25 protein-coding genes and 1 pseudogene are annotated in these 25,507 nt (G+C 66.5%); 13 read left to right on the top strand and 13 right to left on the bottom strand.

Annotated elements, in window-relative coordinates:
• The first annotated feature begins 39 nt into the window (after positions 1-39).
• A complete protein-coding gene (locus PSEWESI4_RS17725) occupies positions 40-282 on the top strand; it encodes a hypothetical protein (RefSeq protein ID WP_187672539.1) in 243 nt (80 codons plus the stop codon).
• Positions 283-431: 149 nt separating this feature from the next.
• Here PSEWESI4_RS17725 and pdxH read toward each other — a convergent pair whose 3' ends face one another.
• The 5 genes from pdxH to dinG all read right to left on the bottom strand — a co-directional run bounded on the left by pdxH (position 432) and on the right by dinG (position 7,829).
• Positions 432-1,079: a pyridoxamine 5'-phosphate oxidase gene (gene pdxH / locus PSEWESI4_RS17720; protein ID WP_187672538.1), complete on the bottom strand. Its 648-nt coding sequence runs from the start codon at positions 1,077-1,079 to the stop codon at positions 432-434.
• A gap of 49 nt (positions 1,080-1,128) precedes the next feature.
• Positions 1,129-1,764 (bottom strand): OmpA family protein, encoded by a 636-nt coding sequence (locus PSEWESI4_RS17715; RefSeq protein WP_187672537.1) that lies wholly within the window; start codon positions 1,762-1,764, stop codon positions 1,129-1,131.
• A gap of 135 nt (positions 1,765-1,899) precedes the next feature.
• A complete protein-coding gene (locus PSEWESI4_RS17710) occupies positions 1,900-3,048 on the bottom strand; it encodes a serine hydrolase domain-containing protein (protein WP_187672536.1) in 1,149 nt (382 codons plus the stop codon).
• Between the two features lie 217 nt (positions 3,049-3,265).
• Positions 3,266-5,569 (bottom strand): beta-agarase, encoded by a 2,304-nt coding sequence (locus tag PSEWESI4_RS17705; RefSeq protein WP_187672535.1) that lies wholly within the window; start codon positions 5,567-5,569, stop codon positions 3,266-3,268.
• Positions 5,570-5,684: 115 nt separating this feature from the next.
• A complete protein-coding gene (gene dinG, locus PSEWESI4_RS17700) occupies positions 5,685-7,829 on the bottom strand; it encodes an ATP-dependent DNA helicase DinG (protein WP_187672534.1) in 2,145 nt (714 codons plus the stop codon).
• Positions 7,830-7,921: 92 nt separating this feature from the next.
• On the opposite strand from dinG, the gene PSEWESI4_RS17695 reads away from it, so the two are divergent.
• Positions 7,922-8,386 (top strand): CopD family protein, encoded by a 465-nt coding sequence (locus PSEWESI4_RS17695; RefSeq protein WP_187672533.1) that lies wholly within the window; start codon positions 7,922-7,924, stop codon positions 8,384-8,386.
• A 535-nt stretch (positions 8,387-8,921) separates the two neighbouring features.
• Here the strand turns inward: PSEWESI4_RS17695 and PSEWESI4_RS17690 are convergent.
• The 4 genes and pseudogenes from PSEWESI4_RS17690 to PSEWESI4_RS17675 all read right to left on the bottom strand — a co-directional run bounded on the left by PSEWESI4_RS17690 (position 8,922) and on the right by PSEWESI4_RS17675 (position 11,549).
• Positions 8,922-9,341 carry a PaaI family thioesterase gene (locus PSEWESI4_RS17690; protein ID WP_187672532.1) on the bottom strand — a complete coding sequence of 140 codons (420 nt, stop codon included), beginning with the start codon at positions 9,339-9,341 and terminating at the stop codon, positions 8,922-8,924.
• Between the two features lie 30 nt (positions 9,342-9,371).
• Positions 9,372-10,147 (bottom strand): annotated as a pseudogene (locus tag PSEWESI4_RS17685) (collagen-like protein).
• Entirely contained in the window at positions 10,140-10,436 is a 297-nt protein-coding gene (locus PSEWESI4_RS17680; RefSeq protein WP_187672531.1) for a DUF1145 domain-containing protein, read from the bottom strand. Before PSEWESI4_RS17680 ends, PSEWESI4_RS17685 begins: the two are co-directional and overlap by 8 nt.
• A 423-nt stretch (positions 10,437-10,859) precedes the next feature.
• A complete protein-coding gene (locus PSEWESI4_RS17675) occupies positions 10,860-11,549 on the bottom strand; it encodes an OmpA family protein (RefSeq protein WP_187672530.1) in 690 nt (229 codons plus the stop codon).
• Positions 11,550-11,683: 134 nt separating this feature from the next.
• On the opposite strand from PSEWESI4_RS17675, the gene PSEWESI4_RS17670 reads away from it, so the two are divergent.
• Positions 11,684-12,181 (top strand): DUF6231 family protein, encoded by a 498-nt coding sequence (locus PSEWESI4_RS17670; protein WP_187672529.1) that lies wholly within the window; start codon positions 11,684-11,686, stop codon positions 12,179-12,181.
• A gap of 2 nt (positions 12,182-12,183) precedes the next feature.
• A complete protein-coding gene (locus PSEWESI4_RS17665; protein ID WP_187672528.1) occupies positions 12,184-12,651 on the top strand; it encodes a YchJ family protein in 468 nt (155 codons plus the stop codon).
• A 61-nt stretch (positions 12,652-12,712) separates the two neighbouring features.
• Here the strand turns inward: PSEWESI4_RS17665 and PSEWESI4_RS17660 are convergent, their stop codons facing one another.
• Positions 12,713-13,252 (bottom strand): hypothetical protein, encoded by a 540-nt coding sequence (locus PSEWESI4_RS17660; RefSeq protein WP_187672527.1) that lies wholly within the window; start codon positions 13,250-13,252, stop codon positions 12,713-12,715.
• Positions 13,253-13,365: 113 nt separating this feature from the next.
• Here PSEWESI4_RS17660 and PSEWESI4_RS17655 point away from each other — a divergent pair, with 113 nt between their 5' ends.
• From PSEWESI4_RS17655 to PSEWESI4_RS17645, 3 genes are all read left to right on the top strand, one after another.
• A complete protein-coding gene (locus tag PSEWESI4_RS17655; protein WP_187672526.1) occupies positions 13,366-13,860 on the top strand; it encodes an LEA type 2 family protein in 495 nt (164 codons plus the stop codon).
• A 7-nt stretch (positions 13,861-13,867) separates the two neighbouring features.
• Complete coding sequence (locus tag PSEWESI4_RS17650) at positions 13,868-14,065, top strand: SEC-C metal-binding domain-containing protein (protein WP_187672525.1); 198 nt, start codon at positions 13,868-13,870, stop codon at positions 14,063-14,065.
• Between the two features lie 376 nt (positions 14,066-14,441).
• On the top strand, positions 14,442-16,982 hold the full coding sequence (locus PSEWESI4_RS17645) for a penicillin acylase family protein (RefSeq protein ID WP_187672524.1): 2,541 nt from the start codon (positions 14,442-14,444) through the stop codon (positions 16,980-16,982).
• Positions 16,983-17,093: 111 nt separating this feature from the next.
• On the opposite strand, the gene PSEWESI4_RS17640 is transcribed toward PSEWESI4_RS17645, so the two are convergent.
• From PSEWESI4_RS17640 to apbC, 3 genes are all read right to left on the bottom strand, one after another.
• Positions 17,094-17,249, bottom strand: a complete 156-nt coding sequence (locus tag PSEWESI4_RS17640; protein ID WP_187672579.1) for a hypothetical protein — start codon at positions 17,247-17,249, stop codon at positions 17,094-17,096.
• A 146-nt stretch (positions 17,250-17,395) separates the two neighbouring features.
• Entirely contained in the window at positions 17,396-17,962 is a 567-nt protein-coding gene (gene dcd, locus PSEWESI4_RS17635) for a dCTP deaminase (RefSeq protein ID WP_187672523.1), read from the bottom strand.
• A gap of 142 nt (positions 17,963-18,104) precedes the next feature.
• Positions 18,105-19,199, bottom strand: coding sequence for an iron-sulfur cluster carrier protein ApbC (apbC, locus tag PSEWESI4_RS17630; RefSeq protein WP_187672522.1), 1,095 nt, complete (start codon positions 19,197-19,199; stop codon positions 18,105-18,107).
• A gap of 172 nt (positions 19,200-19,371) precedes the next feature.
• On the opposite strand from apbC, the gene metG reads away from it, so the two are divergent.
• Genes metG through rsxC form a run of 6 tightly spaced genes read left to right on the top strand, consistent with a single transcriptional unit; the run spans position 19,372 to position 25,480 of the window.
• Positions 19,372-21,423 (top strand): methionine--tRNA ligase, encoded by a 2,052-nt coding sequence (gene metG / locus PSEWESI4_RS17625; protein ID WP_187672521.1) that lies wholly within the window; start codon positions 19,372-19,374, stop codon positions 21,421-21,423.
• Positions 21,424-21,483: 60 nt separating this feature from the next.
• Positions 21,484-21,729: a type II toxin-antitoxin system CcdA family antitoxin gene (locus PSEWESI4_RS17620; protein WP_187672520.1), complete on the top strand. Its 246-nt coding sequence runs from the start codon at positions 21,484-21,486 to the stop codon at positions 21,727-21,729.
• Entirely contained in the window at positions 21,729-22,040 is a 312-nt protein-coding gene (locus PSEWESI4_RS17615) for a CcdB family protein (protein ID WP_187672519.1), read from the top strand. The genes PSEWESI4_RS17620 and PSEWESI4_RS17615 overlap by 1 nt, the downstream gene beginning before the upstream one ends.
• Before the next feature lie 43 nt (positions 22,041-22,083).
• On the top strand, positions 22,084-22,668 hold the full coding sequence (rsxA, locus tag PSEWESI4_RS17610; protein ID WP_187672518.1) for an electron transport complex subunit RsxA: 585 nt from the start codon (positions 22,084-22,086) through the stop codon (positions 22,666-22,668).
• Complete coding sequence (rsxB, locus tag PSEWESI4_RS17605) at positions 22,665-23,231, top strand: electron transport complex subunit RsxB (RefSeq protein ID WP_187672517.1); 567 nt, start codon at positions 22,665-22,667, stop codon at positions 23,229-23,231. Before rsxA ends, rsxB begins: the two co-directional genes overlap by 4 nt.
• Entirely contained in the window at positions 23,228-25,480 is a 2,253-nt protein-coding gene (gene rsxC, locus PSEWESI4_RS17600) for an electron transport complex subunit RsxC (protein WP_187672516.1), read from the top strand. The genes rsxB and rsxC overlap by 4 nt, the downstream gene beginning before the upstream one ends.
• The last annotated feature ends 27 nt before the right edge of the window (positions 25,481-25,507 follow it).

Below are 25,507 nucleotides of genomic sequence, written 5' to 3'. Positions count from 1 at the left end.
CGCAGGCAGTTTTCGTACAGAACCCAGGGTAGCAAGATCGTGGATTACCTGATTATCGTCATTACCACCGCCGCCGGCCTGTATTTCCACTGGTGGCTCTACGTGCGCATCAAGCGCTGGATGGACCGCGACCTGGCCCTGTCGCTGGCCGGCGACGACACCGCGATGCGCGCCCACATGCTGGAACGCCTGGGCCAGGCGCAAGCCAGCGGAATCAAGCGCCGCGACCTGCCGGCCTGGCTGGAACGGGCGGCCGAGGACTACCGCTCGACGCGCTCGTAAAAGCGCTGGGGTATCCCAGTCACTGGATTCCCGCCTTCGCGGGAATGACGGGGCTGGCGGCAGGCTCGGCGTCACTCCCGTCGTCCTCGCGAACGCGGGGAACCAGTCCAAACACCTGTTATGCCTGAATGTCGATTCGACCCAGGACCTCAGGGAGCCAGCCGCTCACGCAGCCAATCACCATTGCGTCGGCGATAGTTGAGGCGGTCGTGCAGGCGGCTTTCGCGGCCCTGCCAGAACTCTATGCGCTCCGGCAGCAGGCGGTAGCCGCCCCAGTGCGGTGGGCAATGCGGTGCGATATCGAGGAAGCGCTGTTCGGTCTCGGCCAGCAGCTCTTCGAGCTCGGCCCGGTCGCGGATCACCCGGCTCTGCGGCGAGGCCCAGGCGCCGATGCGGCTGCCCAGCGGGCGCACCTGGAAATAGGCATCGGACTCCTCCGCCGTCACCCGCTCCACGCGCCCTTCGATCCGTACCTGGCGCTCCAGCGCCGGCCAGAAGAAGGTCATCGCCGCGAAGGGCCGCGCCTCGAGCTGTCGGCCCTTGGCGCTTTCGTAGTTGGTGAAGAAGGTGAAGCCGCGCTCGTCGACGCCCTTGAGCAGCAGCACCCGGCAATGCGGCCGGCCATCGGCATCGACCGTCGCCAGGGTCATGGCGTTGGGTTCGACCGGCAGTTGCTCGGTCTTCAGGGCATCGTCGAACCAGTGCCGGAACAGCGCGAAAGGCTCTTCCGGCGCCTGGTTTTCACAAAGGCCGTCGCGGGTGTATTCGCGACGCATGTCGGCCAGGGACTTGGGCATGGCGGTCATCCAGTCTGCTTGAATGCCCCTAGCTTACCCAAGCGTGCCCCTATTCGGATTGACTTGCGGCAAGAGCCGGTTGCGGCGGAGCCGGACGGCTGTACTGCGCCAGCAGGGCGACCAGGGTGTGCTGCGGCGTCAGCACCACTTCCACGCGGCGGTTCAGGGAGCGGCCTTCCTTGCTGTCGTTGGCCGCGCGCGGCATGTCGGAGCCCATGCCCTTGAGCATCAGGCGATCGCCACGCAGGCCGCTGAGACGGAAGATCGAGGCCACCGCCACCGCGCGCTCGTGGCTGAGCTTGCGGTTGAGCTGGTCTTCGCCGGAACTGTCGGCATGACCGAGCACCAGCACGGCGGTCTGCGGGTCGCCTTCGACCAGCTTGGCCACCTTGGTGATCGGGCCGAGCACCGACGGCATCAGCATGCCCGGCCGGTCGGGGTTGAACGAGGAATCCACCGGAGCGGTGACGACCAGCACGGTATCGTGCCGCTTGACCTCGAACTTGCTGCCTTGCAGCCCCTCGCGCAGACGCGGCTCGTAGATGTCCAGCCAGGCCGTCGTGGCTGCACGGTCGATCTTGGTGTCGACTACTTCATCGGTCTTCTTTTCAAGGTTGAGAATGCTGCAGCCGGCGGCGGTCATGCAGAAAACGAGAGTGGCTGTCTTGAGCAGCAAGGTGCGCATGGAAAAGGCTCCGTCAATAGGTCAGGCGCAATCGAATGGCCAGAAACCGAGACATCTTAATCTTATTCGGCGAGTTAGATTCTGGACGCAAGCCACTAATCCTAAAAGATTTATCAAGCAAACCCGACGAGTGGCTCAAGACAGGCAATCTTTCACCGCTCCCGCCAGTTTCTGCGCGCGCGGGTCCATCAGCACGTAGGGCCCGAGGGTATTGGTGACGAAGCCGAAAGCCAGCTCGCGCTCCGGGTCGGCGAAACCGATGGAGCCGCCCGCCCCCGGATGGCCAAAAGCCTTGGGCCCGACACCGTAGGTGGCGTTGGGTACTTCCGGCTGGTCTAGCATGCAGCCCAGGCCGAAGCGGGTTCGGGTGAGCAGGGTCTTGTCCTCGCCGACGCTGTGCTCGCGAGTCATCTCGTTGAGCAGTTCGGCCTCCAGCAGGCGGCCGTCAAGCAGCCTGGCGTAGAAACCGGCCAGCGCCCGGGCGCCGCCATGGCCATTGGCCGCCGGCTGTTCCATGCGCCGCCATTCGGGCTTGTTGGTGCTGGTCATGATCGAGGGCGGATTGGCGAAGGCGCGGGTGGTCATCGACGCCGGCTCGGTCATCATGCACTTGAGCAGGCGCTGCGCCGCCGCATCGCCAAAGTTGCCCTTGGCCCTCGAGACATGGGCGACGCGGGGAAACTCGGCATCGACCAGGCCGATGTGGAAATCCAGCTCCAGCGGCCGCGCGGTGCGGGCGATGATGGATTCGCCCGGGCTGCGGCCATCGACCCGGCGCAGCAGTTCGCCGACCAGCCAGCCGTAGGTGATCGCCGCATAGCCGTGGCCTTCGCCCGGCGTCCACCAGGGTTGCTCGGCGGCCAGGGCTCGGGTCATGGCGTCCCAGTCGTACAGCGCCTCGGCCGGCAGCAGTTCGCGCAGGGCAGGCAGGCCGGCGCGATGGCTGAGCAGTTGCCGCAAGGTGATGCGCTCCTTGCCGGCGGCGGCGAATTCCGGCCACCAGCGGGCGACCGGCACGTCCAGGTCGAGCTTGCCCTCGCCCACCAGTTGCAGCGCGGCAACGGCGGCGAAAGCCTTGGTGCAGGAGAACAGGTTGACCAGGGTGTCGCTGGTCCAGGCCTGGGCACCATCCTTGTCGGCGGTGCCGGCCCAGATGTCCACCACGGTTTCGCCGCCGACCTGCACGCACAGCGCGGCACCGCGCTCCTGCGGGTCCTCGAACAGGTTGGCGAAGGCGTCCTTCACCGCCTCGAACTTGAGATCGAAATAGCCCTGGATCTGCACGCGGTACTCCTCGAACCTGTGGGTGATGCCGGATTGTTCCAGCCGGCGGCGCGGTTGTGAACCCGTCCCGAGGTCGGGTTATCGGTCGCTTCGCAGGGTGCGCCGCACGTACCGAACCTGCCGGGACACTCTCGCTGTAGGAGCTGGGCCATGCCTGCGATTCGCGGCCATGGGCCACTCCTACGGGGCGTAGCCCGGATGCAATCCGAGAAAGCCCCTAGGGTTGAGGTCGTTCGGCTGCAGGGGCGGCGGGCTGCGCCTCCGCCCGCTTGGCCGCTTCGGTCAGCAAAGTCTTGCCGGCCTCGAGGTTGGCCTTGCGCACCGCCGTGACGAAGCCCTGGTAGGGCCGGTCGGTGATGCCCACCAATCCCAGGTGGCCGTTCTCGCCGTCCAGCAGGCGGCCGGTCACCGGCTGGTCGAGGTACTGGAACCAGTGCGCGCCGACGATGAAGGGCTCGGCCAGAGCCTTCTTCAGATAGTTGGCGTAGGCCGAGCCCCGCTCCTCTTCCTTGTACACCTCCTGCACACCGCCCCAGAACGGCCCGCGATCGCGGGAGCCGAAGTGGAACTCGCCGATCAGCACCGGCTTGTCCAGCTCGCGCAGGGCGGCGAAGTCGTAACCCTGTTGCGGTTCGCGGGTGTAGAAGTTGAAGCTCAGCACGTCGCAGTACCGCGCGCAGGAGGCCACCGCCTCAGGCGTCGAGCTGGCGAAGCGGCCACCCAGCAACAGATGGTTGGGCGCATGCCACTTGAGCGAATCGACGACGGTCTTGAAGTAGGTATCGGCGAACAGCCGCTGGAAATCCTGGAAATCCTGCTCGATGGCCGGATGCTCGGGACTCGGCAGCGGCGCCTCGAAGCCCGGGTCCTCCAGCAGTTCCCAGGCCGGCAATTCGATGCCCCAGGCCGCGGACAGCCCTTCGTGGTTGCGGTACTTGTCGCGCAACTGCTTGAGGAAGGCACGCTTGGCCGGCACGTCGGTGGTCAGCCGCAGGGTGCCGTAGGCCAGCGCGTAGCGCGCCCGTGGCCCCTCGCCGGGACCGGCCCAGGCCAGTTCGTTGTCGGTGAAGTAGCCGAGCAGCCAGGGATCGTCGCGGTGGTCGCGGGTGGCAATGGCGATGGCGCGTTCGGCGGCCATGGCGAAACGCGGGTCGAAGGGATCGGGCATCCCGCCCCACCAATCCAGGCCGGTGCTGATGGTCGCGTAGTCGCCGCTGATCGACAGCGGGATGGTGTACGGCAGGCGCGCGGCCTCCCGCAACGGCGCGTCGTTCCAGTTGCCCAGGGTATTGAAGCCCCAGGCCTGCAGGCGATCCAGGCTGAGAGCGGCCCAGCGGTCGAGATCGACGAGCGTCGACTCGCAGGCCGGCGGGGTAACCGCCTGCCCTGGCGTCGCTTCGGGCTGGCCAGCCGGCGCCTCCGGGCAGGCCGGCTTGCCGTAGGTGCGGTACAGGTTGGCGCTATAGAAGTCGAACCAGCGCCCGTGATCGAAGGCCCGGCCCCGGTTGGCGCCGCTGCCGCTGCGGTTGTCGCCCTGGCCGTAGTAGGCGGCGAGCGCTTCGCCCTCCTTGGGCAGGCCGTCGAACATCGCCTCGCGTCCTTCGACATAGGTGGCGCTGTGGCCCAGGCTCACGGTATTCACGCCGATCGAATAGAACGGGTTGCCTTCCGGGGTGACCAGGTACCAGCGGCCGTCGCGCTTCTCGGTGCGGAAGAAGTTGCTCGCCTCGAACCGGGGACCGCCGAGCAGACCGCCGTAGGTGTCGGTCTTCGGCCGCTCCTGCAACCATTTGCGCAACTGTTCCCGTTCCCTGGCCGCGGCGGACTTGAGTTCCTCGTCGCTGCCCACCTTCTCCGGCCAGCGCAGCCGGGTGTACTGGCCGTAACCGTCCACCAGCCCGGCATAGGCGGCTTGCTCCACATCGTCCCCCTCGCGCACGCCGAAGCGGCCGACCAGGATGCTCTGCGCCGCCTGCGGGTTCTCCAGTGAAAGAGTCACCGCCGTCACCCTGGCGGGATCGAGCGCCCCTTCCGTGCTGGTCGCCAGCAAGGTGCGCTTGCCCTGGTAGCTCCAGGGCATCGGCGGCGCGGCGCGCATGCCGTGGGCCAGCGGCGAGGTCGCGCGCAGCGGCACCAACAGGTTCTGCGCGGGGCCGGCCGGCAGCGCGACCCGGCTGGTCAGCACCTTGCCGTCGGCGCTCTCGATCTTCACCAGCAGGGTCAGCGCCCAGTCCATGGCATTCTGGATACGCAGGCTCATGACGCCCGCCTGCGACCAGTCCCATTGCCCGCCCTGCGGGGTCAGGCGCAGGCTGGGCAGTTCGTCGGGGTTGAAGGTGATCCGGCGCAGGCTTTCCCCTTCGGAGGTGTCTTCCCCGGTCAGCGATGGCAGCACGGCATGCTGCAGGTCGACCCGTACCGCGTCGGTCGGGCTGACGAAGTTGAACAGTGTCTGCTGGCCAGCCGCGCTGGCCCATAGCGGAATGGCGCAGGCGATGGCGATCAGGGAACGGCGGATCATCTGGACAAGGCTCCTAAGGACACGGCATCCGGCAGAACGACCGGAAGTAGACTACGAGCGGAGAAAAAGATGCCAAGAATATCCATCGAAACACAGGGAAACGAGCGGCTGACGCTCAGGCGATCTCCCGTCGGAACGGCGGCAGCGCGTTGAGGATCGCCTTGCCGTAGCGCTGGGTGACCACGCGCCGGTCCAGCAGGGTGATGATGCCCCGGTCGGCCTCGGTGCGCAGCAGGCGGCCGCAGGCCTGGACCAGGCGCAACGAAGCGTCGGGCACGGCGATCTCCATGAACGGATTGCCGCCGCGCGCCTCGATCCACTCGGCCAGCGCCGCTTCCACCGGGTCGTCCGGTACCGCGAAGGGAATCTTGGCGATCACCACGTGCTCGCAATAGGCGCCGGGCAGGTCGACGCCCTCGGCGAAGCTGGCGAGACCGAACAGCACGCTGGGCTCACCGTCGTCGACCCGCGCCTTGTGCTTGTTCAAGGTCTCCTGCTTGGACAGGTTGCCCTGGATCAGCACGCGCTTGCGCCACTCGCGGTCGAGACCGTCGAACACGTCCTGCATCTGCTTGCGCGAGGAGAACAGCACCAGGGTGCCGCGCGGGCCGTCGACCAGTTGCGGCAGATCGCGGACGATGGCCGCGGTGTGCGCCGTGGCGTCGCGCGGGTCGGCCTTGAGGTCGGGCACGCGCAGCACGCCGGCCTCGGCATGGTGGAACGGGCTGGGCACCACGGCGGTGACCGCCGCCTTGGGCAAGCCGGCGCGCATGCGGAAGCGGTCGAAGCTGTTCAGCGCGGTGAGCGTGGCGGAGGTCACCAGGGCGCCGTAGGCGACGTTCCACAGGTTGCGGCGCAAGGTCTCGGCGGCCAGGATCGGGCTGGCGTTGACCTCGATGTCGAACGCCGCACCGCTCTCGGCCAGGGTCAGCCAGCGCGCCATCGGCGGGCTGTCCTCCGGGTCCTCGACGGTGAAGGCGGTCCACAGTTCCCAGTTGCCCTGGGCGCGGGACAGCAGGCTGCCGAACAGCGGATACCACTCCTCGGCCTGGTGGCTGGCGATGCCCACGCCGGCCTCGCCGTCCATGGCTTCCTTGAGCAGTTCGGCCAGGCGGGTGAACACATCGGTGAGCTTGGCGAAGCCTTTCTTCAGCTCGATGCCCAGCTCGCGCAGGTGCTCCGGCACCAGGCCGCCCTCGAAACGATGACGCGGCCGCTCGCGGCCTTCCATGTCCTCGCCGGCGCGGAAGTCGGCCAGTTGCTCGCAGGCGGTGAACATGAACTGCTGCTGGGTGCGCAGTTCGCGGGCCAGTTCCGGCACCTGCTCGATCAGCCGGCCGAGGTCGCCGGGCAGCGGGTTCTGGGCAAGCAGCTTGGTGAGGTTCTTCTCCACCTGGCCGAGCCAGTCGGCGGTCGAGCGCAGGCGGGTGAAGTGGGCGAAGTGGCCGATGGCCTTGTCCGGCAGGTGATGGCCCTCGTCGAACACGTAGAGGGTTTCGCGCGGATCGGGCAGCACGGCGCCGCCACCGAGGGCGAGGTCGGCCAGCACCATGTCGTGGTTGGTGACGATCACATCGACCTTGGTCATGCCCTCGCGTGCCTTGTAGAAGGCGCACTGCTGGAAGTTCGGGCAGTGCCGGTTGGTGCACTGGCTGTGGTCGGTGGTCAGGCGCGCCCAGTCGGCGTCCGCCAGTTCCTCCGGCCAACTGTCGCGATCGCCATCCCAGCGGTTGCCTGCAAGCTTCTCGACCATGCGGGTGAACAGCTTCTGGCTCTGCTCGTCGACGTCGATGCGGAAACCCTCGTCGGCGAACAACTGCGCGGTGGCGCTCTGCGCCTCGCCTTCCTGCAGCAGCGCGTCGAGCTTGGACAGGCACAGGTATCGCCCGCGCCCCTTGGCCAGGGCGAAGCTGAAATTGAGGCCGCTGTTGCGCATCAGGTCGGGCAGGTCCTTGTGGACGATCTGCTCCTGCAAGGCGACGGTGGCGGTGGCGATCACCAGGCGCTTGCCCGCCGCCTTCGCGGTGGGAATCACCGCCAGGCTGTAGGCCACGGTCTTGCCGGTACCGGTGCCGGCCTCGATGGCCACCACCGCCGGCTCGCCGTCGCGATGCCCTTCGTCGTTGCTCTTGATGGTGCCGAGCACCTTGGCGACCTCGGCGATCATCAGGCGCTGGCCATAGCGCGGCTTGAGGCCCTTGGCTTCGAGGAAACGCGAATAGGCGCCCTGGATCTGGGACTTGAGTTCGGCGCTGAGCATGGAGACCGGCAGGCTGGAGACTGGATAAATTTTCAGTAGTTTACCGATAGGTTATGCTCGCGCGCCATACCGAAGCCTCGATGGAGAACCCGATGACCGTCTTCGCCGCCCTCTACGCCCTGCATCTGCTGGCCGCCCTGGTCTGGGTCGGCGGCATGTTCTTCGCCTGGACGATCCTGCGCCCCGCCGCCGTCGCCACCCTGGAGGCACCGGAGCGGCTCAGGCTGTGGGCCGATGTGTTCCGCCGCTTCTTCGTCTGGGTATGGGGCGCGGTCGTGCTGCTGCCGATCAGCGGAACCGGCATGCTGCACATGAACTTCAGCGGCTTCGACAACGCGCCGCGCTACGTGCAGATCATGATCGGCCTGTTCATCGCCATGCTCGCCCTGTTCATGCGCGTGCAGGCCCTGCTGCTGCCGGAACTGCGCCGCGCCATCGACGCCAACGACTGGCCGGCGGGCGGCGCCGTGCTGGGCCGGATTCGCCGGGTGGTCGGCTTCAACCTGCTGATCGGCATGCTGCTGGTGACCGTGACGGCGATTCGGCCGAGTTTCTGATGAGGTTGCATGGATGCCGGTCCCGGACTGCATCCGGGTACGTCCCTGCACGAACCCTCAGCACACACCAAACCAGTCCCCTCTCCCCTTGAGAGCGGGCCGCGTAGGTAGGGTGAGGGTGAGGGGCGGTGTTTCGGTTCATCGCGAAACCACGCGCCCTCTCCCCAGCCCTCTCCCATAAATGGGAGAGGGGGCGGCAGCCCGTGCTGCTGAAAGCCTCCGCAGTTCAGTCCTAATCCGGGATGCCGGCCATTCCGCTTCCCGGATTTCATCCGGGCTACGTCCCTGCACGAACCCTCAGCACACACCGAACCAGTCCCCTCTCCCCTTGGGAGCGGGCCGCGTAGGTAGGGTTAGGGTGAGGGGCGGAGCTTCGGTTGATCACGAAACCACGCTCCCTCTCCCCAGCCCTCTCCACTAGGCGTGCCCCCATAAATAGGAGAGGGGGCAGTCCGCGCGGCTGGAAATTTCTGCGACCCAGCTCTGACCCGAGATGCTGGTTATTCCGACTCCCGGATTTCATCCGGCCTACGCCCTACAGCTTCCTGACAACAGCCGTGGCAGTAGCAGTGGCAACGGTCCTTCCATCCTGGCTCAACTCGCCCGACAGGTAGCAAACCCCGCCACCCCGCTTCACCACACGGCCAATGGCATGCAGTTTCCCGGGCTTGGCGGGTGCCAGGAACTGCACATTGAGATTGACGGTCGGTGCGAACTCGCCTTCGGAAAGCAGCGAAGAAAGGGCGGGCCCCATGGTGTCGTCCAGCATGGCCGACAGAAAGCCTCCCTGGATATTGCCCGCCGGGTTCGTGAATTCGTCCTTCCCTTCGAACTCCGCTTCAAGTTCCCCGGAGTCCGGGTCGACGCTCAGGATCTTCATGCCCAATGTCTGGGCCGCCCTGGGTTCGGGAAGCTTGCCCTCTCGTATCAGCCAGAAAAATGCCTTGCGATCCATCAGCCCTCCCTCCTTGCCTTGCCAGCGTTTTCACTCCTGGGATGCAGCGAAACGCACCAGATTGAACTCGCCTTCCCTGCCGGCCGGCCCTGGTTGCCCGGCCTGTCCCGGTCGGCCATCGCGGGCCCGTCGGTGCTGTATATCCAGCAGCCCTTGGCCGAGCCGCCGCGACCGCCCTGCCCGGCTGTGCCGGCAACTCCGCCAGCGCCACCTTCCAGGCGTACCTGCACGTTCTCGGCCGGGAAGTCTTCCGGCACTTCCAGGCGAATCCGGCCGCCAGCGCCACCGGGCCGGCCATCGCCACCGTTCAGGCCGTCGTGGCCACGGCTGGCCTGGCCCCAGGCACAGCCGGCGGACTTGCCGTTCGCGCCGTCCAGGCCGGCGTAGCCTGGCGCACCGGCACCGCCCCGCACGTCGAGGATCAGGTCGGCCAGGTCGGCCTGCTCCAGGCGCAGGCTCAGGTTGCGCCCCGCGGTCGCCGGCTTCTCGTGGCTACCCGCGGCACCGCGCGCGCTGATCCGGCTGCCGGCGCCGAACTCGGCATGCCGCGCTTCGAGGCGGAACTCTTGGTCGCTCGGGGCGATGCCGATGCTCGCCTCGCGGCCCAGGCTCAGTTCGCCAACGCGGATTTCGGTCAGGGTCGAGGGAATCAGCAGGGTGCCGGCATCGGCGATTTCGAGTCGGTCGAGCACCAGCAGGCCGGTGGTGGTCGGCAAGCGCAGCAGCGTGTGCGGCGCCACCTTTACCTGGGCATCGGCCAACGCCAGGGAACTACCGAGGATGGCCAGCAGAGCGAGGCTACGCATGGCTGACTTCCTCCGTCAGCGCGACATCCTCGACGACCCCGGCCGGTTCGATCCGTGGCTGCGCGAACAGGTGCAGGATGCCGAACGCCAGCACCTGCAGGCGCTCCAGACCGCCATTCAGGCGCGCGCCGAACAGCATCAGTTCCAGCACGTGCAACAGCAGCAGGGAGCCCCCTGCCAGATGGAGCAACCCGGCGAAGGGCTGTGCGAAAGGTTTCAACAGATTGGCCAGCACAACCAGCCAGAACAGCAAGGCAAGCGCCTTGCCCATCCCCAGAAAGATTTTCATCCCCGCCCCCCTTAGGGTCTGTTGACGTTTCGTCGCGAACCGCGTTGCTGCGCCAAATGGCGCCAGGCTAGGCGCGGGACGCAGGGAATGGTGTCCCCCTTGCCAAGTCCCGCAACGACGCATGGCACCATTTGCCGCGCAACCCGAAGGGACGGGCCTGTTTTTGCGCGATGCGTCGTTGCTCGACGGCTCATTTGGAACGACCAAACTTCGCGTCTCGCGCCTAGCTCCGCGCAAAAACAGGCTCCATCGCGGCCGCGACGAAACGTCAACAGACCCTCATCAATTTCTTCTGCTGCGCACCTTACTCCCAAGGCACGGCCGGCAACAACGTACTGGGCGACAGTCCGACGGGACGATAGACGGGAAGGGAGAAACCGTTGCCGCGACGCACCAGGCGCGCGGCAACGGATGGGGTGGGAATCAACGCTGGATCAGGATCTCGACACGCCGGTTCTGCGCGCGGCCGCTATCCGTGGAGTTGTCGGCCACCGGCTGGCTTTCCCCGGCACCCCGAACCGCCACGATATTGGCCGGCGAAATGCCGGAACTCACCAGGTAATCCGCCACCGACTGCGCACGGCGCTCGGACAGCCCCTGGTTGTAGGCATCGGAGCCGACACTGTCGGTGTGCCCGGTAATGGTCAGGCGAGCATCCGGCGCTTCGTTCTTCAGGCGGCTGGCCACCGTATCCAGAATGGATTTGTCGGACTGGGTGAGACGGGCCGAGTCGAACTCGAACAGCAGGTCGCTCACCACGATGGTTTCCTCCTGGACCACCACCACTTCCTCGACCACCTCTTCGACCGGCGGGCAACCGTTGGCGTCGACCGGGGTATTCGGCGGGGTGCCAGGGCACTTGTCGCGGCTGTCCGGTACGCCGTCGCCATCTTCGTCGCCATCACCGTGCACCCAGCAATACGCTGCGGCGGTCGCACCGCCTACCAGCACACCCCAGCCCGCCCAACTGCTGCTTTCAATCGCCCCCAACCCGGCGCCGACCACACCACCGACAGCCGCGCACTTGGGCCAATCGGTCTTCTGCAGCCCTGCGCAACCGGTCAGAAGGGTACTGACTAGAATCAGAGGTAAAGCTGTCCTTGTGATGCTCATCTGCGAAGTCTCCTCATAGGAATCGGCCGACGACCGACGGTTTCCTGAGTAAAGACGGCCGTACAAAAATACGCCAGCACTAGGCCATCTCTGCGCTCCAAGCTAGTCTTTGCACCCCTGATCGAGGATTTTCGATGACTGAAAGCTTTTCCTCACGGACGCCGCAACAAGCCGTGGCCGCCCTGCTCGACCGTTATGCGCCAGCCCGCCTGCTGCTGGTCGGCGCCAGCGATCTCCCTGCCCTGCACGCCTACTGCGAGGCCCACCCCGACAGCCAGGTCGCGCGGGCCCAGGCCGGCCCGCTGCCCGCCGAACTGGCGGCCCAGCGCTTCGACCTGGCGCTGGTCGCGGACTGCCTCGAACACCTACCGAAGCGCACCGCCCTGGAACTGCTTGGCGGTATCCGCAATCTCAATGCAAGCCGCCTGGCGGTGCTGGTCGATCTCTCCGCCTGCGACTGGGCGGAAACCGACTTCTTCGCCCTCGCCCTGCAGGCCAGCGAACGCTTTCGCCGCGATGAACAGACCTTGACGCTGTTCACATACGATCTGCATGAATACAAACAGGTCCCCGACTGGCTGAACGCCAAGTTCTGGGCCAATCCGGAAAACTTCGGGAAATACTGGTGGTGACCATGGAGCCGACCTGTCCCTGCGGAAGCGGCGGTTATCTGGATGACTGCTGCGGCCGCTACCACGCGGGCACACCCGCGCCGAGCGCCGAACTCCTGATGCGCTCCCGCTACAGCGCCTATGTGCTGGGGCTCGTCGATTACCTGGTACGGACCACGCTGCCGGCCCAGCAGACCGCCGTCGACCGCGACGCGATCACCGCCTGGAGCACCCAGAGCACCTGGCTGGGCCTCGAGGTGGAAAGCTCGGAAGTGCTCGGCGGCAAGCCGGAGCACGCCTTCGTCACCTTCACCGCCCGCTGGCACGACGGCCAGGGCGAGCACGCGCACCGGGAGCGCTCGGGTTTCGTGCAGCACGATGGCCAGTGGTACTTCCTCGACCCGACGGTGCCGCTCAAGGCGGGACGCAACGATCCCTGCCCCTGCGCCAGCGGACAGAAGTTCAAGAAGTGCTGTTCGGGCTTCATCTAGGAGTGTTCTGAAAAACAGACACCCCGCCGACAAAAAGGCCCGCATCAGCGGGCCTTTCGGTTCATTCCTGCAGCTTCAGGTGCGAGGTGTCCGGCGGCGGCGCGGCGGGGGCGGCCTTGGCCTGGCCCATGTCGCTGCCCACCGGCGCCAGGCTGAACTGCGACAGGTCCACCTGTGGCGCGGCCGGGTCCGGGCGCTCGTCCTGCAGATCGGCCCCCACGGGCGCCATGCCGAAGTCCGGGGCATCCACTTCGCTGAAAGCGGCCATGTACTCATCCCGTGGCGCCACCTTCAAGCGTCCCGGCGCGGCAGCCGGAGCCGCGACCGGCGCGGGCTCTGGCGCGGGCGGCGGCGCCAGTTCCACTTCTTCCACCTCCATCGCCGCCACCTCGGCGCGGGCCCCGGCCCGCTCCATGGCCACGCGGTATTTCTCCGCCGTGGCGCCATCCAGGCCGTTCTTGATCACGATGCGCCGGCCGGAAAACAGCACGGCGATGCGCTGCGCATCGGCCTGGAACAGCTTGGCGAGGTTGGCCCGGACCTGTTCCGGCTCCGCACCGGGCACCAACTGGCCGGAAAAAGCGATCTCGTAAAGGCTCATGGTCACACTCCTGTCCCATTCGGCACCCAGTATGGCGCAGGTTTTTTTCCCCGAACAACATTGCAGCCGAGCAGTTGCTTGTTACACACTGGGGCATCGAGCGGAGTATTGGAATGCTTTACCAGGCGCAAATGATAAGAACTATCAGCCTATTGATGTTCTTCGGCCTCATTCTCGGCCTCGCAGGATGCTCGAGCCTCTCATCAGGCTTCAAGGACCCGGACGTCCATCTCATCGAAGTTGAAGTGGTCAGGGCCAAACTGCTGGAACAGCGGTTCGTCCTTCGCTTCCGCATCGACAACCCGAACCCCGCCAGCCTGTCCGTCCGGGGCCTGTCCTACAACCTCTACCTCAACGAGATGAAGCTCGCCGACGGCGAATCCAATGCCCGCTTCACCGTCCCCGCCAAGGGGCATCTCGTCTTCGAGGTGCCGGTGCGCACCAACCTCTGGCGCCACGTCAAACCCATCGTCAAGCTGCTGGAAACCCCGGAACAGCCCATCCGCTATCGCCTGCAGGGCGAAGTGAAGACCGGCTTCCTGTTCGGCCGCAGCGTGCACCTGAGTCGAAATGGCGAGATAATCCCCGGCGATTTCATCCCGGAGTAGTTTTTCCATGAGCCAGCAACCCCACGTTCACGGCCCCGACTGCGATCACGACCACGATCATCATCATGGCCACGGCCATGTGCACGGCCCGCACTGCAACCACGGCCCCCAGGAGCCGGTGCGCAACGCGCTGAAGGACGTCGGCCGCAACGATCCCTGCCCGTGCGGCAGCCAGAAGAAGTTCAAGAAGTGCCACGGGGCCTGATTGACCCTAGCGCGCTACCGACAGGCCCGTTTCGTGCGGGCCTGTTGTTTTATGGGGGGCTGAAAGGCTGGTCCTGGCGGGATGAAAGACTGTGCAAACCTGATATTCCGTCCCTCACCCCAGCCCTCTCCCGGAGGGAGAGGGGGCTGATCGGAGTTGGGTTTGTGTACTGCGTCTACCGACACCTCGGATTGACTCCCTCTCCCCCTGGGAGAGGGTTGGGGTGAGGGGCGGACTCCAACCGTACTGCCACTCTTCCCCTGAGATACACACCACCACCAACCCTCACCTATCCTCCCCACCACATCTTGCGCGGCGAATCGCCGCTCACTAACGTAGCGCCAGCCCAACGCCCCCTCCGCAGGAGCTTCCACCCATGGCTTCGCCAGCCTTTCCGCGTTTCCTTGGCCTCGCCGCGACGGCCGCGCTCTTCACCGGCCTGTCCAGCCTGGCCGGCTGCCAGAGCTGGTTGAACACCCAATACGCCGCCAGCCTGCCACCGACCTCCGGCTTCCAGCCGGTCAAGGGCCTGGCGCAGAGCGTGTCGATCCGCCGCAACGCGCTGGGCATGCCGTTGATCGAGACCACCACCTTCCACGACGCGTTGTTCGCCCTCGGCTACGTGCACGCCAGCGACCGCCTCAGCCAGATGGTAGGCATGCGCCTGATGGCCGAAGGCCGGCTCGCGGAAATGGTCGGCCCGGGGGCGCTGGACATCGACCGCTTCATGCGCGCGGTCAACCTGCGGCGGGATGCGGAAACCCTCTACAAGAACGCCTCGCCGCGCCTGAAGGCCTTCTTCGAAGTCTATGCTCGGGGCGTCAACGCCTACCTGTACCGCTACCGCGACAAGCTGCCGATGGACCTGGCCGAGTCCGGCTACCGGCCGCCCTACTGGAAGCCGGAAGACTCGGTGCTGGTGTTCTGCCTGATGAACTTCGGCCTGGCGATCAACCTGCAGGAAGAGATCGCCTCGCTGGTGCTGGCCCAGAAGGTCGGTGCCGACAAGCTGGCCTGGCTGCTGCCGACCTACCCGGACGAACAGTTGCCGTTCGCCGAGGCGGAGAAACTCAAGGGCCTGGCCCTTGACGGGCAGATTCCGGGCCTGGCGGCGGTCAATGCGACGGCCAGCCGGATCGCCGCGCTGGACAAGCTCGGCGTCGCCGCGTCCAACAACTGGGCGATCGCCCCGCAGCGCAGCCGCAGCGGCAAGAGCCTGCTGGCCAACGACACCCACCTGCCGTTGTCGATGCCCTCGGCATGGAATTTCGTGCAGATCCGCGCGCCGAAGTTCCAGGCCGCCGGGGTCAGCGTCGCCGGCGTACCAGCCGTGGTGGCTGGCTACAACGGCAAGCTGGCCTGGGGCATGACCATGGTCATGGGCGACAACCAGGACCTGTTCCTCGAACAGGTCCGGCGCCAGGGCGAGCGTCTCTACTATCTGGCCGACGGCAAGTGGCTGCCGGCCCGCGAACGCCAGGAGACCTTCTTCGTCAAGGGCGGCCGGCCGCTGCGCGAGACCATCTACGAAACCCGCCATGGTCCGCTGCTGAACAGCGTGCTCGGCGAGCGCAAGCACATGCTGCAACCCATGCGACTGGGCACGGGCTACGGCCTGGCGCTGCACAGCGCATCGCTCGACGGCGACCGCAGCCTCGATGCGTTCTTCGACCTGTCCCGCGCGCAGTCGGTGGACGAAGCCTTCGAGGCCAGCCGAGAGATCCGCGCCATCGCCCTGAACATGGTGTTCGCCGACGCCCGGCACATCGGCTGGCAGGTCACCGGGCGTTACCCGAACCGCCGCGACGGCATCGGCCTGCTGCCCTCCCCCGGCTGGGACGGCCGCTACGATTGGGACGGCTTCACCGACCCGATGCTGCATCCCTACGACCAGGACCCGGCGCAGGGCTGGCTGGGCACCGCCAACCAGCGCACCGTGCCGCAGGGCTACGGCATGCAGTTGTCCAATTCCTGGTTCTACCCGGAACGCGGCGAGCGCATCGCCCAACTGGCCGGCGGCGGCCGCCACGACGCGCGCAGCATGATGGCCATGCAACTGGACCAGACCTCGCCCTTCGTCGCCAAGCTACAGGCGATGTTCGAAGCCCCGGGCATGGCCCAGCCGCTGCGCCAGGCCATCGACGCCCTGCCCGCCGCCGAACGCGCCAGGGCTCGCGAAGCCCTCGACCGCCTGATGGCTTTCGACGGCAACCTCGCCGCCACCTCGGCGGATGCCGCACTGTACGCCGCCTTCCTGCACGAAAGCGCGCGGCAGACCTTCCTCGACGAGCTCGGCCCGGAGACCAGCCCGGCCTGGAAAGCGCTGGTGGATATCGCCGACCTGTCCTACTCGGCACAGGCCGACCACCTGCTCGGCCGCGAGGACAGCCCGTTCTGGGACGACGTGAACACCCCGCGGAAGGAAGACAAGCCGGCCATCCTCGCCCGCAGCCTGGCGGCCTCGGTGAGCCTGCTGGAAAGCCGTCTGGGCAGCGATCGCGCGGCCTGGCAATGGGGCAGGCTGCACACCTATACCTGGGCCACGGAAACCACCCGGCTGGCGCCCTACATGAGCGCCAGCCAGCGTGCCGGGATCAACGCCATCAAGGGCTACCTGGATCGCGGCCCCTACCCGGCCGGCGGCGACCACACCACCCTCAACGTCTCGGCCTACCACTGGGGGCAGGACTTCGACACCTGGCTGATCCCGGCCATGCGCATCGTCGTCGACTTCGGCCAGGCCGAGCCGATGTCCGGCATCAACAGTTCCGGCCAGTCCGGCAACCCGGCCAGCCCGCATTACGCGGACGGTATCGAGTCCTGGCGCAGGGGGCAGTACCAGAGCTTCCCGTTCCAGCCGCAGAACCTCGACAAGGTCTACGGCACCCGGCGCCTGACGCTGGTTCCGGAAAAATGACACTGTTCGTCGCTGCGGAGTGAACTTCCCGCCGGGGACGATGGTCACAATTGGCGGACTTACTCCTAGAGATCATTTCAGGGCGCCTATGGCGCCCTTTCTTTTGCCCGCTCAAACCGTCGGCGCCGGCGGCAACTGGTCCGGAACCGTGGGTTCGTCGGGCTCGGTGGGTTGCGGTGGCGTCGGCTTGGCCGGCAGGTCGGGAACATCCGGATCGGGCTGCCCGGGGATGCCGCCCATGCCGATACGTCCCTCTTTTCCACCCATGCGCTTCGCTCCAGGCATCGTCATCACTTCCATCACTCGTTCCTGTAGTGATAGAGCACCCTGGGCCTTCCCGCCGCCCGGTCGCGACCAAGGGCGTCCCCGGCGAACGCCCATGAAAAAACCGGGTCTTGGCCCGGTTTCTCGTTTCACGCCTTGGGCAGCGTCACGCCCCTCTGTCCCTGGTACTTGCCGCCGCGATCCTTGTAGGACACCTCGCAGGCCTCGTCCGATTGCAGGAACAGCATCTGCGCCACGCCCTCGTTGGCGTAAATCTTCGCCGGCAGGTTGGTGGTGTTGGAGAACTCCAGGGTCACGTGACCTTCCCACTCCGGCTCCAGCGGGGTGACGTTGACGATGATGCCGCAGCGCGCGTAGGTGCTCTTGCCCAGGCAGATGGTCAGCACGTCGCGGGGGATGCGGAAGTATTCCACGGTGCGCGCCAGGGCGAAGGAGTTCGGTGGGATGATGCAGACGTCGCTGTTGATGTCGACGAAGCTCTTCTCGTCGAAGTTCTTCGGGTCGACCACCGCCGAGTGGATGTTGGTGAACACCTTGAATTCGGCGGCGCAACGCACGTCGTAGCCATAGCTGGACACCCCGTAGGAAATCACCCGGCTGTCGTCCGCGCCGCGCACCTGGCGCTCCACGAAGGGCTCGATCATGCCGTGCTCCAGAGCCATGCGGCGAATCCACTTGTCCGATTTGATGCTCATGGCGGGCGTCCCGTAGCTGCTGAAAAATGAAGCGCGAATCTTACCGGCAGGCGCGCCGCCCGGCAAAGGGGCGCGCCGGACGGCGGCTTGCCTTCCATTGGGCCCCCGCGTTCGCGGGAATCCAGAAAACGCGGCAATCCGATCAGTCGTCACTGACCTCGATGGTCGGCATCGCCGGCGCGGCCTGTTCGCTCAGCGTGATGCGCGCGCCGACGGTACGGGCCATCTGCTGGTAGACCATGGCGATCTGGCTTTCCGGATCGGCGATGACCGTCGGCTTGCCGCCGTCGGCCTGCATGCGGATCGCCATCGACAGCGGCAGCGAGGCCAGCAGGTCGACGCCGTACTGCGCGGCCAGCTTCTCGCCGCCGCCCTCGCCGAACAGGTGCTCGGCATGGCCGCAGTTGGAGCAGATGTGCACCGCCATGTTCTCCACCACGCCAAGCACCGGGATGTTCACCTTGCGGAACATCTCCACGCCCTTCTTGGCGTCGAGCAGGGCCAGGTCCTGCGGCGTGGTGACGATCACCGCGCCGACCACCGGCACCTTCTGGGCCAGGGTCAACTGGATATCGCCGGTACCCGGCGGCATGTCCACCACCAGGTAGTCGAGGTCGTCCCAGGCGGTCTGGGTGATCAGTTGCAGCAGCGCGCCGGACACCATCGGCCCGCGCCACACCACCGGGGTGTTGTCGTCGGTGAGGAAGGCCATGGACATCACTTCCACGCCATGGGCCTTGAGCGGCACGAACCATTTCTGGTCCTTGACCTGCGGCCGGGTGCCTTCCGGCAGGCCGAACATGATGCCCTGGCTGGGGCCGTAGATGTCCGCGTCGAGGATGCCGACCCGCGCGCCTTCGCGGGCCAGGGCCAGGGCCAGGTTGGCGGCGGTGGTCGACTTGCCGACGCCGCCCTTGCCGGACGCCACGGCGATCACGTTCTTGACGTTGGCCAGCGCCGGCACCTGGGCCTGCGCCTTGTGCGTGCCGATCACGCAATCCACCTGCACGCGGGCCGAATCGACGCCGTCGAGGTTCTCCAGGGCCATCTGCAGCATCTGCGCCCAGCCGCTCTTGAACAACCCGGCGGCGTAGCCCAGTTCCAGGCGCACCCGGACGCTGGCCCCCTGGATGTCGATCTCGCGCAGGCAGCCGGCGCTGACCGGGTCCTGGTCGAGATGGGGGTCGGTGAACTGACGCAGGCAGGCTTCAACCGCTTCGCGGGTGATGGTGCTCATGAGACGACTCCAGAAGACTGAGCAGAACAGGCGGGCATGATAGCAGCAGCGACAAGCTCCAAGTCTCAAGCGACAAGTAGAACGGCGCTTTTACTTGCCGCTTGTAGCTTGAAGCTTGCCGCTTCCCTTATAGTTGCTGACTTTCCTACCGCAATTCCGACTGCATATCATCATGTCCGAAGCCCGCAAGATTCTCGTCACCAGCGCCCTCCCCTACGCCAACGGTTCGATCCACCTCGGCCACATGCTCGAGTACGTCCAGACCGATATGTGGGTGCGCTTCCAGAAGCTGCGCGGCAACCAGGCCATCTACGTGTGCGCCGACGACGCCCACGGCTCGGCGATCATGTTGCGTGCCGAGAAGGAAGGCATCACCCCGGAACAGTTGATCGCCAACGTGCAGGCCGAGCACATGGCCGACTTCGCCGACTTCCTGGTGGACTTCGACAACTACCACTCGACCCACTCGGAAGAGAACCGCGAGCTGTCCAGCTCCATCTACCTGGCGCTGCGCGATGCCGGGCATATCGCCACCCGCGCGGTGACCCAGTACTTCGACCCCGAGAAGGGCATGTTCCTCGCCGACCGCTTCATCAAGGGCACCTGCCCGAAATGCGCGGCCGAGGACCAGTACGGCGACAACTGCGAGAAATGCGGCGCCACCTACGCGCCCACCGAGCTGAAGAACCCGCGCTCGGCGATTTCCGGTGCCGTGCCGGTGCTCAAGGAGTCGCAGCACTTCTTCTTCAAGCTGCCCGACTTCGAGGCCATGCTGAAGACCTGGACCCGCAGCGGCACCCTCCAGGAAGCGGTGGCCAACAAGATCGCCGAATGGCTCGACGGTGGCTTGCAGGAGTGGGACATCAGCCGCGACGCGCCCTACTTCGGCTTCGAGATCCCCGGCGAGCCGGGCAAGTACTTCTACGTCTGGCTGGACGCGCCGATCGGCTACATGGCCAGCTTCAAGAACCTCTGCGCCAAGCGCCCGGAACTGGATTTCGACGCGTTCTGGAACAAGGACTCCAGCGCCGAGCTGTACCACTTCATCGGCAAGGACATCGTCAACTTCCACGCCCTGTTCTGGCCGGCCATGCTGGAAGGCGCCGGCTACCGCAAGCCGACCGCCATCAACGTGCACGGCTACCTGACGGTGAACGGCCAGAAGATGTCCAAGTCGCGCGGCACCTTCATCAAGGCGCGCACCTACCTGGACCACCTGAACCCGGAATACCTGCGCTACTACTACGCCTCCAAGCTCGGCCGTGGCGTGGACGACCTCGACCTCAACCTCGAGGACTTCGTGCAGAAGGTCAATTCCGACCTGGTCGGCAAGGTGGTGAACATCGCCAGCCGCTGCGCCGGCTTCATCCACCGTGGCAACGGCGGCGTGCTGGTCGAGGCCAACCCCGAGCCGGAACTGTGGGACGCCTTCCAGACCGCTGCGCCGAGCATCGCCGAAGCCTACGAGGCCCGCGACTTCTCCCGCGCCATGCGCGAGATCATGGCGCTGGCCGACCGCGCCAACGCCTGGATCGCCGACAAGGCGCCCTGGGCCCTGAACAAGGTCGAGGGCAAGCAGGCCGAGGTGCAGCAGATCTGCGCGCTGGGCATCAACCTGTTCCGCCAGTTGGTGATCCTGCTGAAACCCGTGCTGCCCAACCTGGCGCGCGACGCCGAGGCGTTCCTCAACGTCGCCCCGCTGACCTGGGCCGACCTCGCCACGCCGCTCGCCAACCACCAGTTGAACCCGTTCAACCCGCTGCTGACCCGTATCGAGCCAGCGAAGATCGACGCCATGATCGAAGCCTCCAAGGAAGACCTCGCCGCCGAAGCGCCGCAACCCGCCGGAAAGCCGGACCTCGGCAATGGCGAACTGGTCAAGGAGCCGCTGGCCGACGAGATCGGCTTCGATGCCTTCGCCGCCGTCGACCTGCGCATCGCGCTGATCGAGAAATGCGAGTTCGTCGAAGGCGCCGACAAGCTGCTGCGCCTGACCCTGGACATCGGCGACGCCAAGCGCAACGTGTTCAGCGGCATCAAGAGCGCCTACCCGGACCCGGGCAAGCTGGAAGGCCGCCTGATTCTCTACGTGGCCAACCTGGCGCCGCGCAAGATGAAGTTCGGCATTTCCGAAGGCATGGTCCTGGCCGCCGGCCCCGGCGGCAGCGAGATCTACCTGCTCAGCCCGGACAGCGGCGCCAAGCCCGGACAGCGTGTGAAGTAAGCGTTGTCTCTCACCGGCAATGCGCATAGATTATGCGCATTGCCGATTCGGGAAGCCGTCATGCAACCGACCTACGATCTTCATGCCCCCAAGAAGGCCACCAACCTCAGTCTCAACAGCGACTTGCTGAAGAAGGCCCGGGAGCTGGACATCAATCTTTCCGCCGTGCTCGAGGAAGCCTTGGCCAACGAAGTGAAGGAACGGCTCGCCCGGCGCTGGCTGGAACAGAACCGGCAAGCCATCGACGCCTACAACCGTCATGTCGAGGAGCAAGGGGTCTTCAGCGACGGCTTGCGCAGCTTCTGATGCCCCAGTTCGACCTCTACCGCAACCCCAACCCGCGTTCACGGAGCGACGTGCCGCTGTTGCTCGACGTGCAGAACGGGTTGCTCGACTCATTGAACACCCGCATGGTCGTTCCCCTCAGTCGCGACCGCAGCCTGCAAGGTATCGCCCGCCTGACGCCACGGGTAAGCATCGATGGCGAGGACTACCTGCTGCTCACGCCGCAGATGGCCGGTATCGCCAGTCGTGACCTCGGCAAACCGGTCGGCAGCCTGGCGCACTTGCGCGATGAGATACTCGCAGCTATCGATCTATTGATCACCGGTATCTGAACATGCTGTTCCCAGCAGCCCTCCAGACGGGGACTTGCCCGCCATGACCGAACTCGCCCTGATCCTGGTCAGCTCGATCCTGGTCAACAACTTCGTGCTGGTGCAGTTCCTCGGCCTGTGCCCGTTCATGGGCGTGTCCAAGCGGATCGAGACGGCCATCGGCCTGTCGCTGGCCACCACCTTCGTGCTCACCCTGGCGGCGATATGCAGCTACCTGTTGCAACGCTACGTGCTCGAACCACTGGACCTGGAGTTCCTGCGCACCATCAGCTTCATCCTGGTGATCGCCGTGGTCGTGCAGTTCACCGAGATGGTGGTCAACAAGACCAGCCCCCTGCTCTACCGCGTGCTCGGTATCTTCCTGCCGCTGATCACCACCAACTGCATCGTCCTCGGCGTCGCCCTGCTCAACGCCAACAAGGCGGAACTCGGCTTCCTCGCCGCCAGCTTCCAGGGCTTCGCCGCCGGGCTCGGCTTCTCCCTGGTGCTGGTGCTGTTCGCCGCGATGCGCGAACGCATCGCCATCGCCGACGTGCCCAAGCCCTTCCAGGGGGCGGCCATCGGCATGATCACCGCCGGCCTGATGTCGCTGGCGTTCATGGGCTTCGCGGGGTTGATCAAGCCATGAGCCTGGTACTCAGCGCGGTCCTCGCCCTGCTGGTGCTGTGCCTGCTGTGCGGGGCGCTGCTCGGCTACGCGGCGGTACGCTTCCGCGTCGAGGGCAACCCGATCGCCGAGCAGGTCAACGCCCTGCTGCCGCAGACCCAGTGCGGACAATGCGGCTATCCCGGCTGCAAGCCGTACTCCGAGGCGATCGCCGCCGGCGACCGGATCAACAAGTGCCCGCCCGGTGGCGAGGCGACCATCCAGGCCCTGGCCGAACTGCTCGACCTGGAGCCGGAGCCGCTGGACGCCGAAGGCGGCGAGAAGCCACCGATGGTCGCCTACATCCGCGAGGCCGAGTGCATCGGCTGCACCAAGTGCATCCAGGCCTGCCCGGTGGACGCCATCGTCGGCGCCGCGCGGCTGATGCACACGGTGATCGCCAGCGAGTGCACCGGCTGCGACCTGTGCGTCGAACCCTGCCCGGTGGACTGCATCGAGATGCGGGTGATCGGCGCCGAGCCGCGTACCTGGAAATGGCAACGGCCCGCGCGGCTGATCGCCAGCGACCGGGAGCAGGCGGCATGACGGCCATGCAGTTGTGGGACTTCCCTGGCGGCATCCATCCGCCGGACAACAAGCGCCAGTCCACCACCCTGCCGATCCAGCGCCCGCCGCTGCCGAAGCGGCTGGTGCTGTCGCTCGAACAGCATATCGGCATGCCGGCCGAACCCCTGGTGCGGGTCGGCGAACGGGTCCTCAAGGGCCAACCGATCGCCGCCGCCACGGGCTTCATCAGCGTGCCGCTGCATGCGCCGACCTCCGGCACGGTCGGCTTCATCGACCCGCGGCCCTACCCCCACGTCTCCGGCCTGCCAGTGCCGGCCATCGTCATCGACAGCGATGGCCGGGACGAGTGGTGCGACCTGCAACCCTGCCCGGACTTCCGCAGCCTGGAGCCGGCCGATCTGCTGGCGCGCATCCGCGCGGCGGGCATCGCCGGACTCGGCGGCGCCGGCTTTCCCACCGAGGTCAAGCTCAGCGCACGGGCGACGGACAAGATCCACACCCTGCTGATCAACGGCGCCGAGTGCGAGCCCTACATCAGCGCCGACGACATGCTGATGCGCGAACAGGCGGCCGAACTGGTCGGCGGCATCGACATCCTCGTCCACCTGCTGCAACCCGAGCAGGTGTTGATCGGCATCGAGGACAACAAGCCCGAAGCCATCGCCGCCGTGCGCGCCGCCCTCGGCGAGCGGCCCTGGCAGTTGCGCGAGTTCCCCACCAAGTACCCGTCCGGTGGCGAGAAGCAGTTGATCCAGATCCTCACCGGCAGCGAAGTACCGAGCGGCGGGCTACCGGCCGACATCGGCATCGTCTGCCAGAACGTCGGCACCGTCGTGGCCGTGTACCGCGCGGTGGTGCTCGGCCAGCCGCTGGTCTCGCGCATCGTCACCCTCACCGGCGCGGCGCTGGAACGGCCGATGAACGTCGAGGCGCTGCTCGGTACGCCGGTCGGCGAACTGCTGGATTTCGCCGGCCTGCACGCGGAACGGCTCGACCGGCTGATCCTCGGCGGGCCGATGATGGGCTTCACCCTGCCCTCCACCGAAGTGCCGCTGATCAAGACCAGCAACTGCCTGCTCGCCGCCACCGCCGAGGAACTGCCGCCACCGCCGCCGGCCATGGCCTGCATCCGCTGTGGCGAGTGCGCCGAGGTCTGCCCGGCCAGCCTGCTGCCGCAGCAGTTGCACTTCTTCGCCCTCGGCCAGGAGCACGAACAGCTCAGGGTCCACCACCTGTTCGACTGCATCGAGTGCGGCGCCTGCGCCTACGTCTGTCCGTCGAGCATCCCGCTGGTGCAGTACTACCGTGCGGCCAAGGCGGAAATCCGCGAGCTGGAGCAGAAGCACCAGAAGGCCGAGCAGGCACGCCTGCGCTTCGAGCAGCGCCAGGAACGCCTGCGCCGTGAAGAGGAACGCCGCGAGGCCGAGCGCAAGGCTCGCCAGGAAAAGGCCGAGCGCGCCCGCGCCCGGAGCGAGGCGGCCCCCGTCGATGCGCTGGCGCGCGTGCAGGCGCAGAAGCCCGGCCTCAGCGACGAGCAGAAGCGCCTGAAGATCGCCGCCAGCATGGCCCAGGTGGCGCTGAAGAAAGCCGAGAAACAACTGGCCCTGCACGCCACGCCGGAATTGCAGACGCAAGTGGACGAGCTGCGCACAGCGGCCGAGGAAGCCCAGCGGGCCTTCGAAGCGGCCCAGGCAGCGGAACCGGCCGACGCGCCGGTGGCTGGCGAGGCGGAACGCAAGCAGGCGAAAATCCGCGCCGCCATGTTGCGCGTGCAATTGAAGAAGCTGGAGGGTGTCGCCGGGGAAACGCCGAGCACCGAACAGCAGGCCGAATTGCAGGCGATGCGCGCCGAGCTGGACGGCCTGCAACCGCTGCTCGACGCGCCCGCCGCACCGGCATCGCCCGACGGCGTGGCGGCGCTGAAACGCGCCAAGATCGACCTGGCGATGAAGCGCGCCGAGTTGAAGAAAGCCGAGCAGGCGGGTGCCGACGAAGCCGAACTGGAACGCCTGCGCAACGCCCTGGCCACCGCCGAACAGGCCCTGCACGCCGCCGAGGACGCCTCCGGCAAGCCCGTGCCGAACCTGGTGCGAATCGACAAACGTCCGGTGGACGAAACCACCCGGGCTCTGAAGACCGAACTAGCCTACGCCCGCGCCGACCTGCGCAAGCTGGAGCGCGACGAGCAGGCCAGCGCCGAGGCATTGCAAGCCGCCCGCGAGCGGCTGATGGAGGCCGAGCGGAAATTGGAGGAGAACAAGGGATAGTTGCAGGAGTGGGCCATGGCCCTGCGC

It is taken from the genome of Zestomonas carbonaria (genome assembly GCF_904061905.1).
GTDB classification, from domain to species: Bacteria; Pseudomonadota; Gammaproteobacteria; order Pseudomonadales; family Pseudomonadaceae; genus Aquipseudomonas; species Aquipseudomonas carbonaria.
The sequence above is the reverse complement of the archived record's forward strand: the minus strand, read 5'-3'. Positions and strand labels throughout refer to the sequence as shown.

Coding starts and splice junctions, on each gene's coding strand:
- rsxB (WP_187672517.1), top strand. CDS start 22,665: ATGAGCCTGGTACTCAGCGCGGTCCTCGCCCTGCTGGTGCTGTGCCTG.
- PSEWESI4_RS17640 (WP_187672579.1), bottom strand. CDS start 17,249: ATGGGTGGAAAAGAGGGACGTATCGGCATGGGCGGCATCCCCGGGCAG.
- pdxH (WP_187672538.1), bottom strand. CDS start 1,079: ATGCCCAAGTCCCTGGCCGACATGCGTCGCGAATACACCCGCGACGGC.
- PSEWESI4_RS17645 (WP_187672524.1), top strand. CDS start 14,442: ATGGCTTCGCCAGCCTTTCCGCGTTTCCTTGGCCTCGCCGCGACGGCC.
- apbC (WP_187672522.1), bottom strand. CDS start 19,199: ATGAGCACCATCACCCGCGAAGCGGTTGAAGCCTGCCTGCGTCAGTTC.
- rsxA (WP_187672518.1), top strand. CDS start 22,084: ATGACCGAACTCGCCCTGATCCTGGTCAGCTCGATCCTGGTCAACAAC.
- PSEWESI4_RS17705 (WP_187672535.1), bottom strand. CDS start 5,569: ATGATCCGCCGTTCCCTGATCGCCATCGCCTGCGCCATTCCGCTATGG.
- PSEWESI4_RS17660 (WP_187672527.1), bottom strand. CDS start 13,252: ATGAGCCTTTACGAGATCGCTTTTTCCGGCCAGTTGGTGCCCGGTGCG.
- PSEWESI4_RS17665 (WP_187672528.1), top strand. CDS start 12,184: ATGGAGCCGACCTGTCCCTGCGGAAGCGGCGGTTATCTGGATGACTGC.
- PSEWESI4_RS17715 (WP_187672537.1), bottom strand. CDS start 1,764: ATGCGCACCTTGCTGCTCAAGACAGCCACTCTCGTTTTCTGCATGACC.
- dcd (WP_187672523.1), bottom strand. CDS start 17,962: ATGAGCATCAAATCGGACAAGTGGATTCGCCGCATGGCTCTGGAGCAC.
- PSEWESI4_RS17650 (WP_187672525.1), top strand. CDS start 13,868: ATGAGCCAGCAACCCCACGTTCACGGCCCCGACTGCGATCACGACCAC.
- PSEWESI4_RS17655 (WP_187672526.1), top strand. CDS start 13,366: ATGCTTTACCAGGCGCAAATGATAAGAACTATCAGCCTATTGATGTTC.
- PSEWESI4_RS17615 (WP_187672519.1), top strand. CDS start 21,729: ATGCCCCAGTTCGACCTCTACCGCAACCCCAACCCGCGTTCACGGAGC.
- PSEWESI4_RS17695 (WP_187672533.1), top strand. CDS start 7,922: ATGACCGTCTTCGCCGCCCTCTACGCCCTGCATCTGCTGGCCGCCCTG.
- PSEWESI4_RS17620 (WP_187672520.1), top strand. CDS start 21,484: ATGCAACCGACCTACGATCTTCATGCCCCCAAGAAGGCCACCAACCTC.
- dinG (WP_187672534.1), bottom strand. CDS start 7,829: ATGCTCAGCGCCGAACTCAAGTCCCAGATCCAGGGCGCCTATTCGCGT.
- PSEWESI4_RS17675 (WP_187672530.1), bottom strand. CDS start 11,549: ATGAGCATCACAAGGACAGCTTTACCTCTGATTCTAGTCAGTACCCTT.
- PSEWESI4_RS17670 (WP_187672529.1), top strand. CDS start 11,684: ATGACTGAAAGCTTTTCCTCACGGACGCCGCAACAAGCCGTGGCCGCC.
- PSEWESI4_RS17690 (WP_187672532.1), bottom strand. CDS start 9,341: ATGGATCGCAAGGCATTTTTCTGGCTGATACGAGAGGGCAAGCTTCCC.
- rsxC (WP_187672516.1), top strand. CDS start 23,228: ATGACGGCCATGCAGTTGTGGGACTTCCCTGGCGGCATCCATCCGCCG.
- PSEWESI4_RS17680 (WP_187672531.1), bottom strand. CDS start 10,436: ATGAAAATCTTTCTGGGGATGGGCAAGGCGCTTGCCTTGCTGTTCTGG.
- metG (WP_187672521.1), top strand. CDS start 19,372: ATGTCCGAAGCCCGCAAGATTCTCGTCACCAGCGCCCTCCCCTACGCC.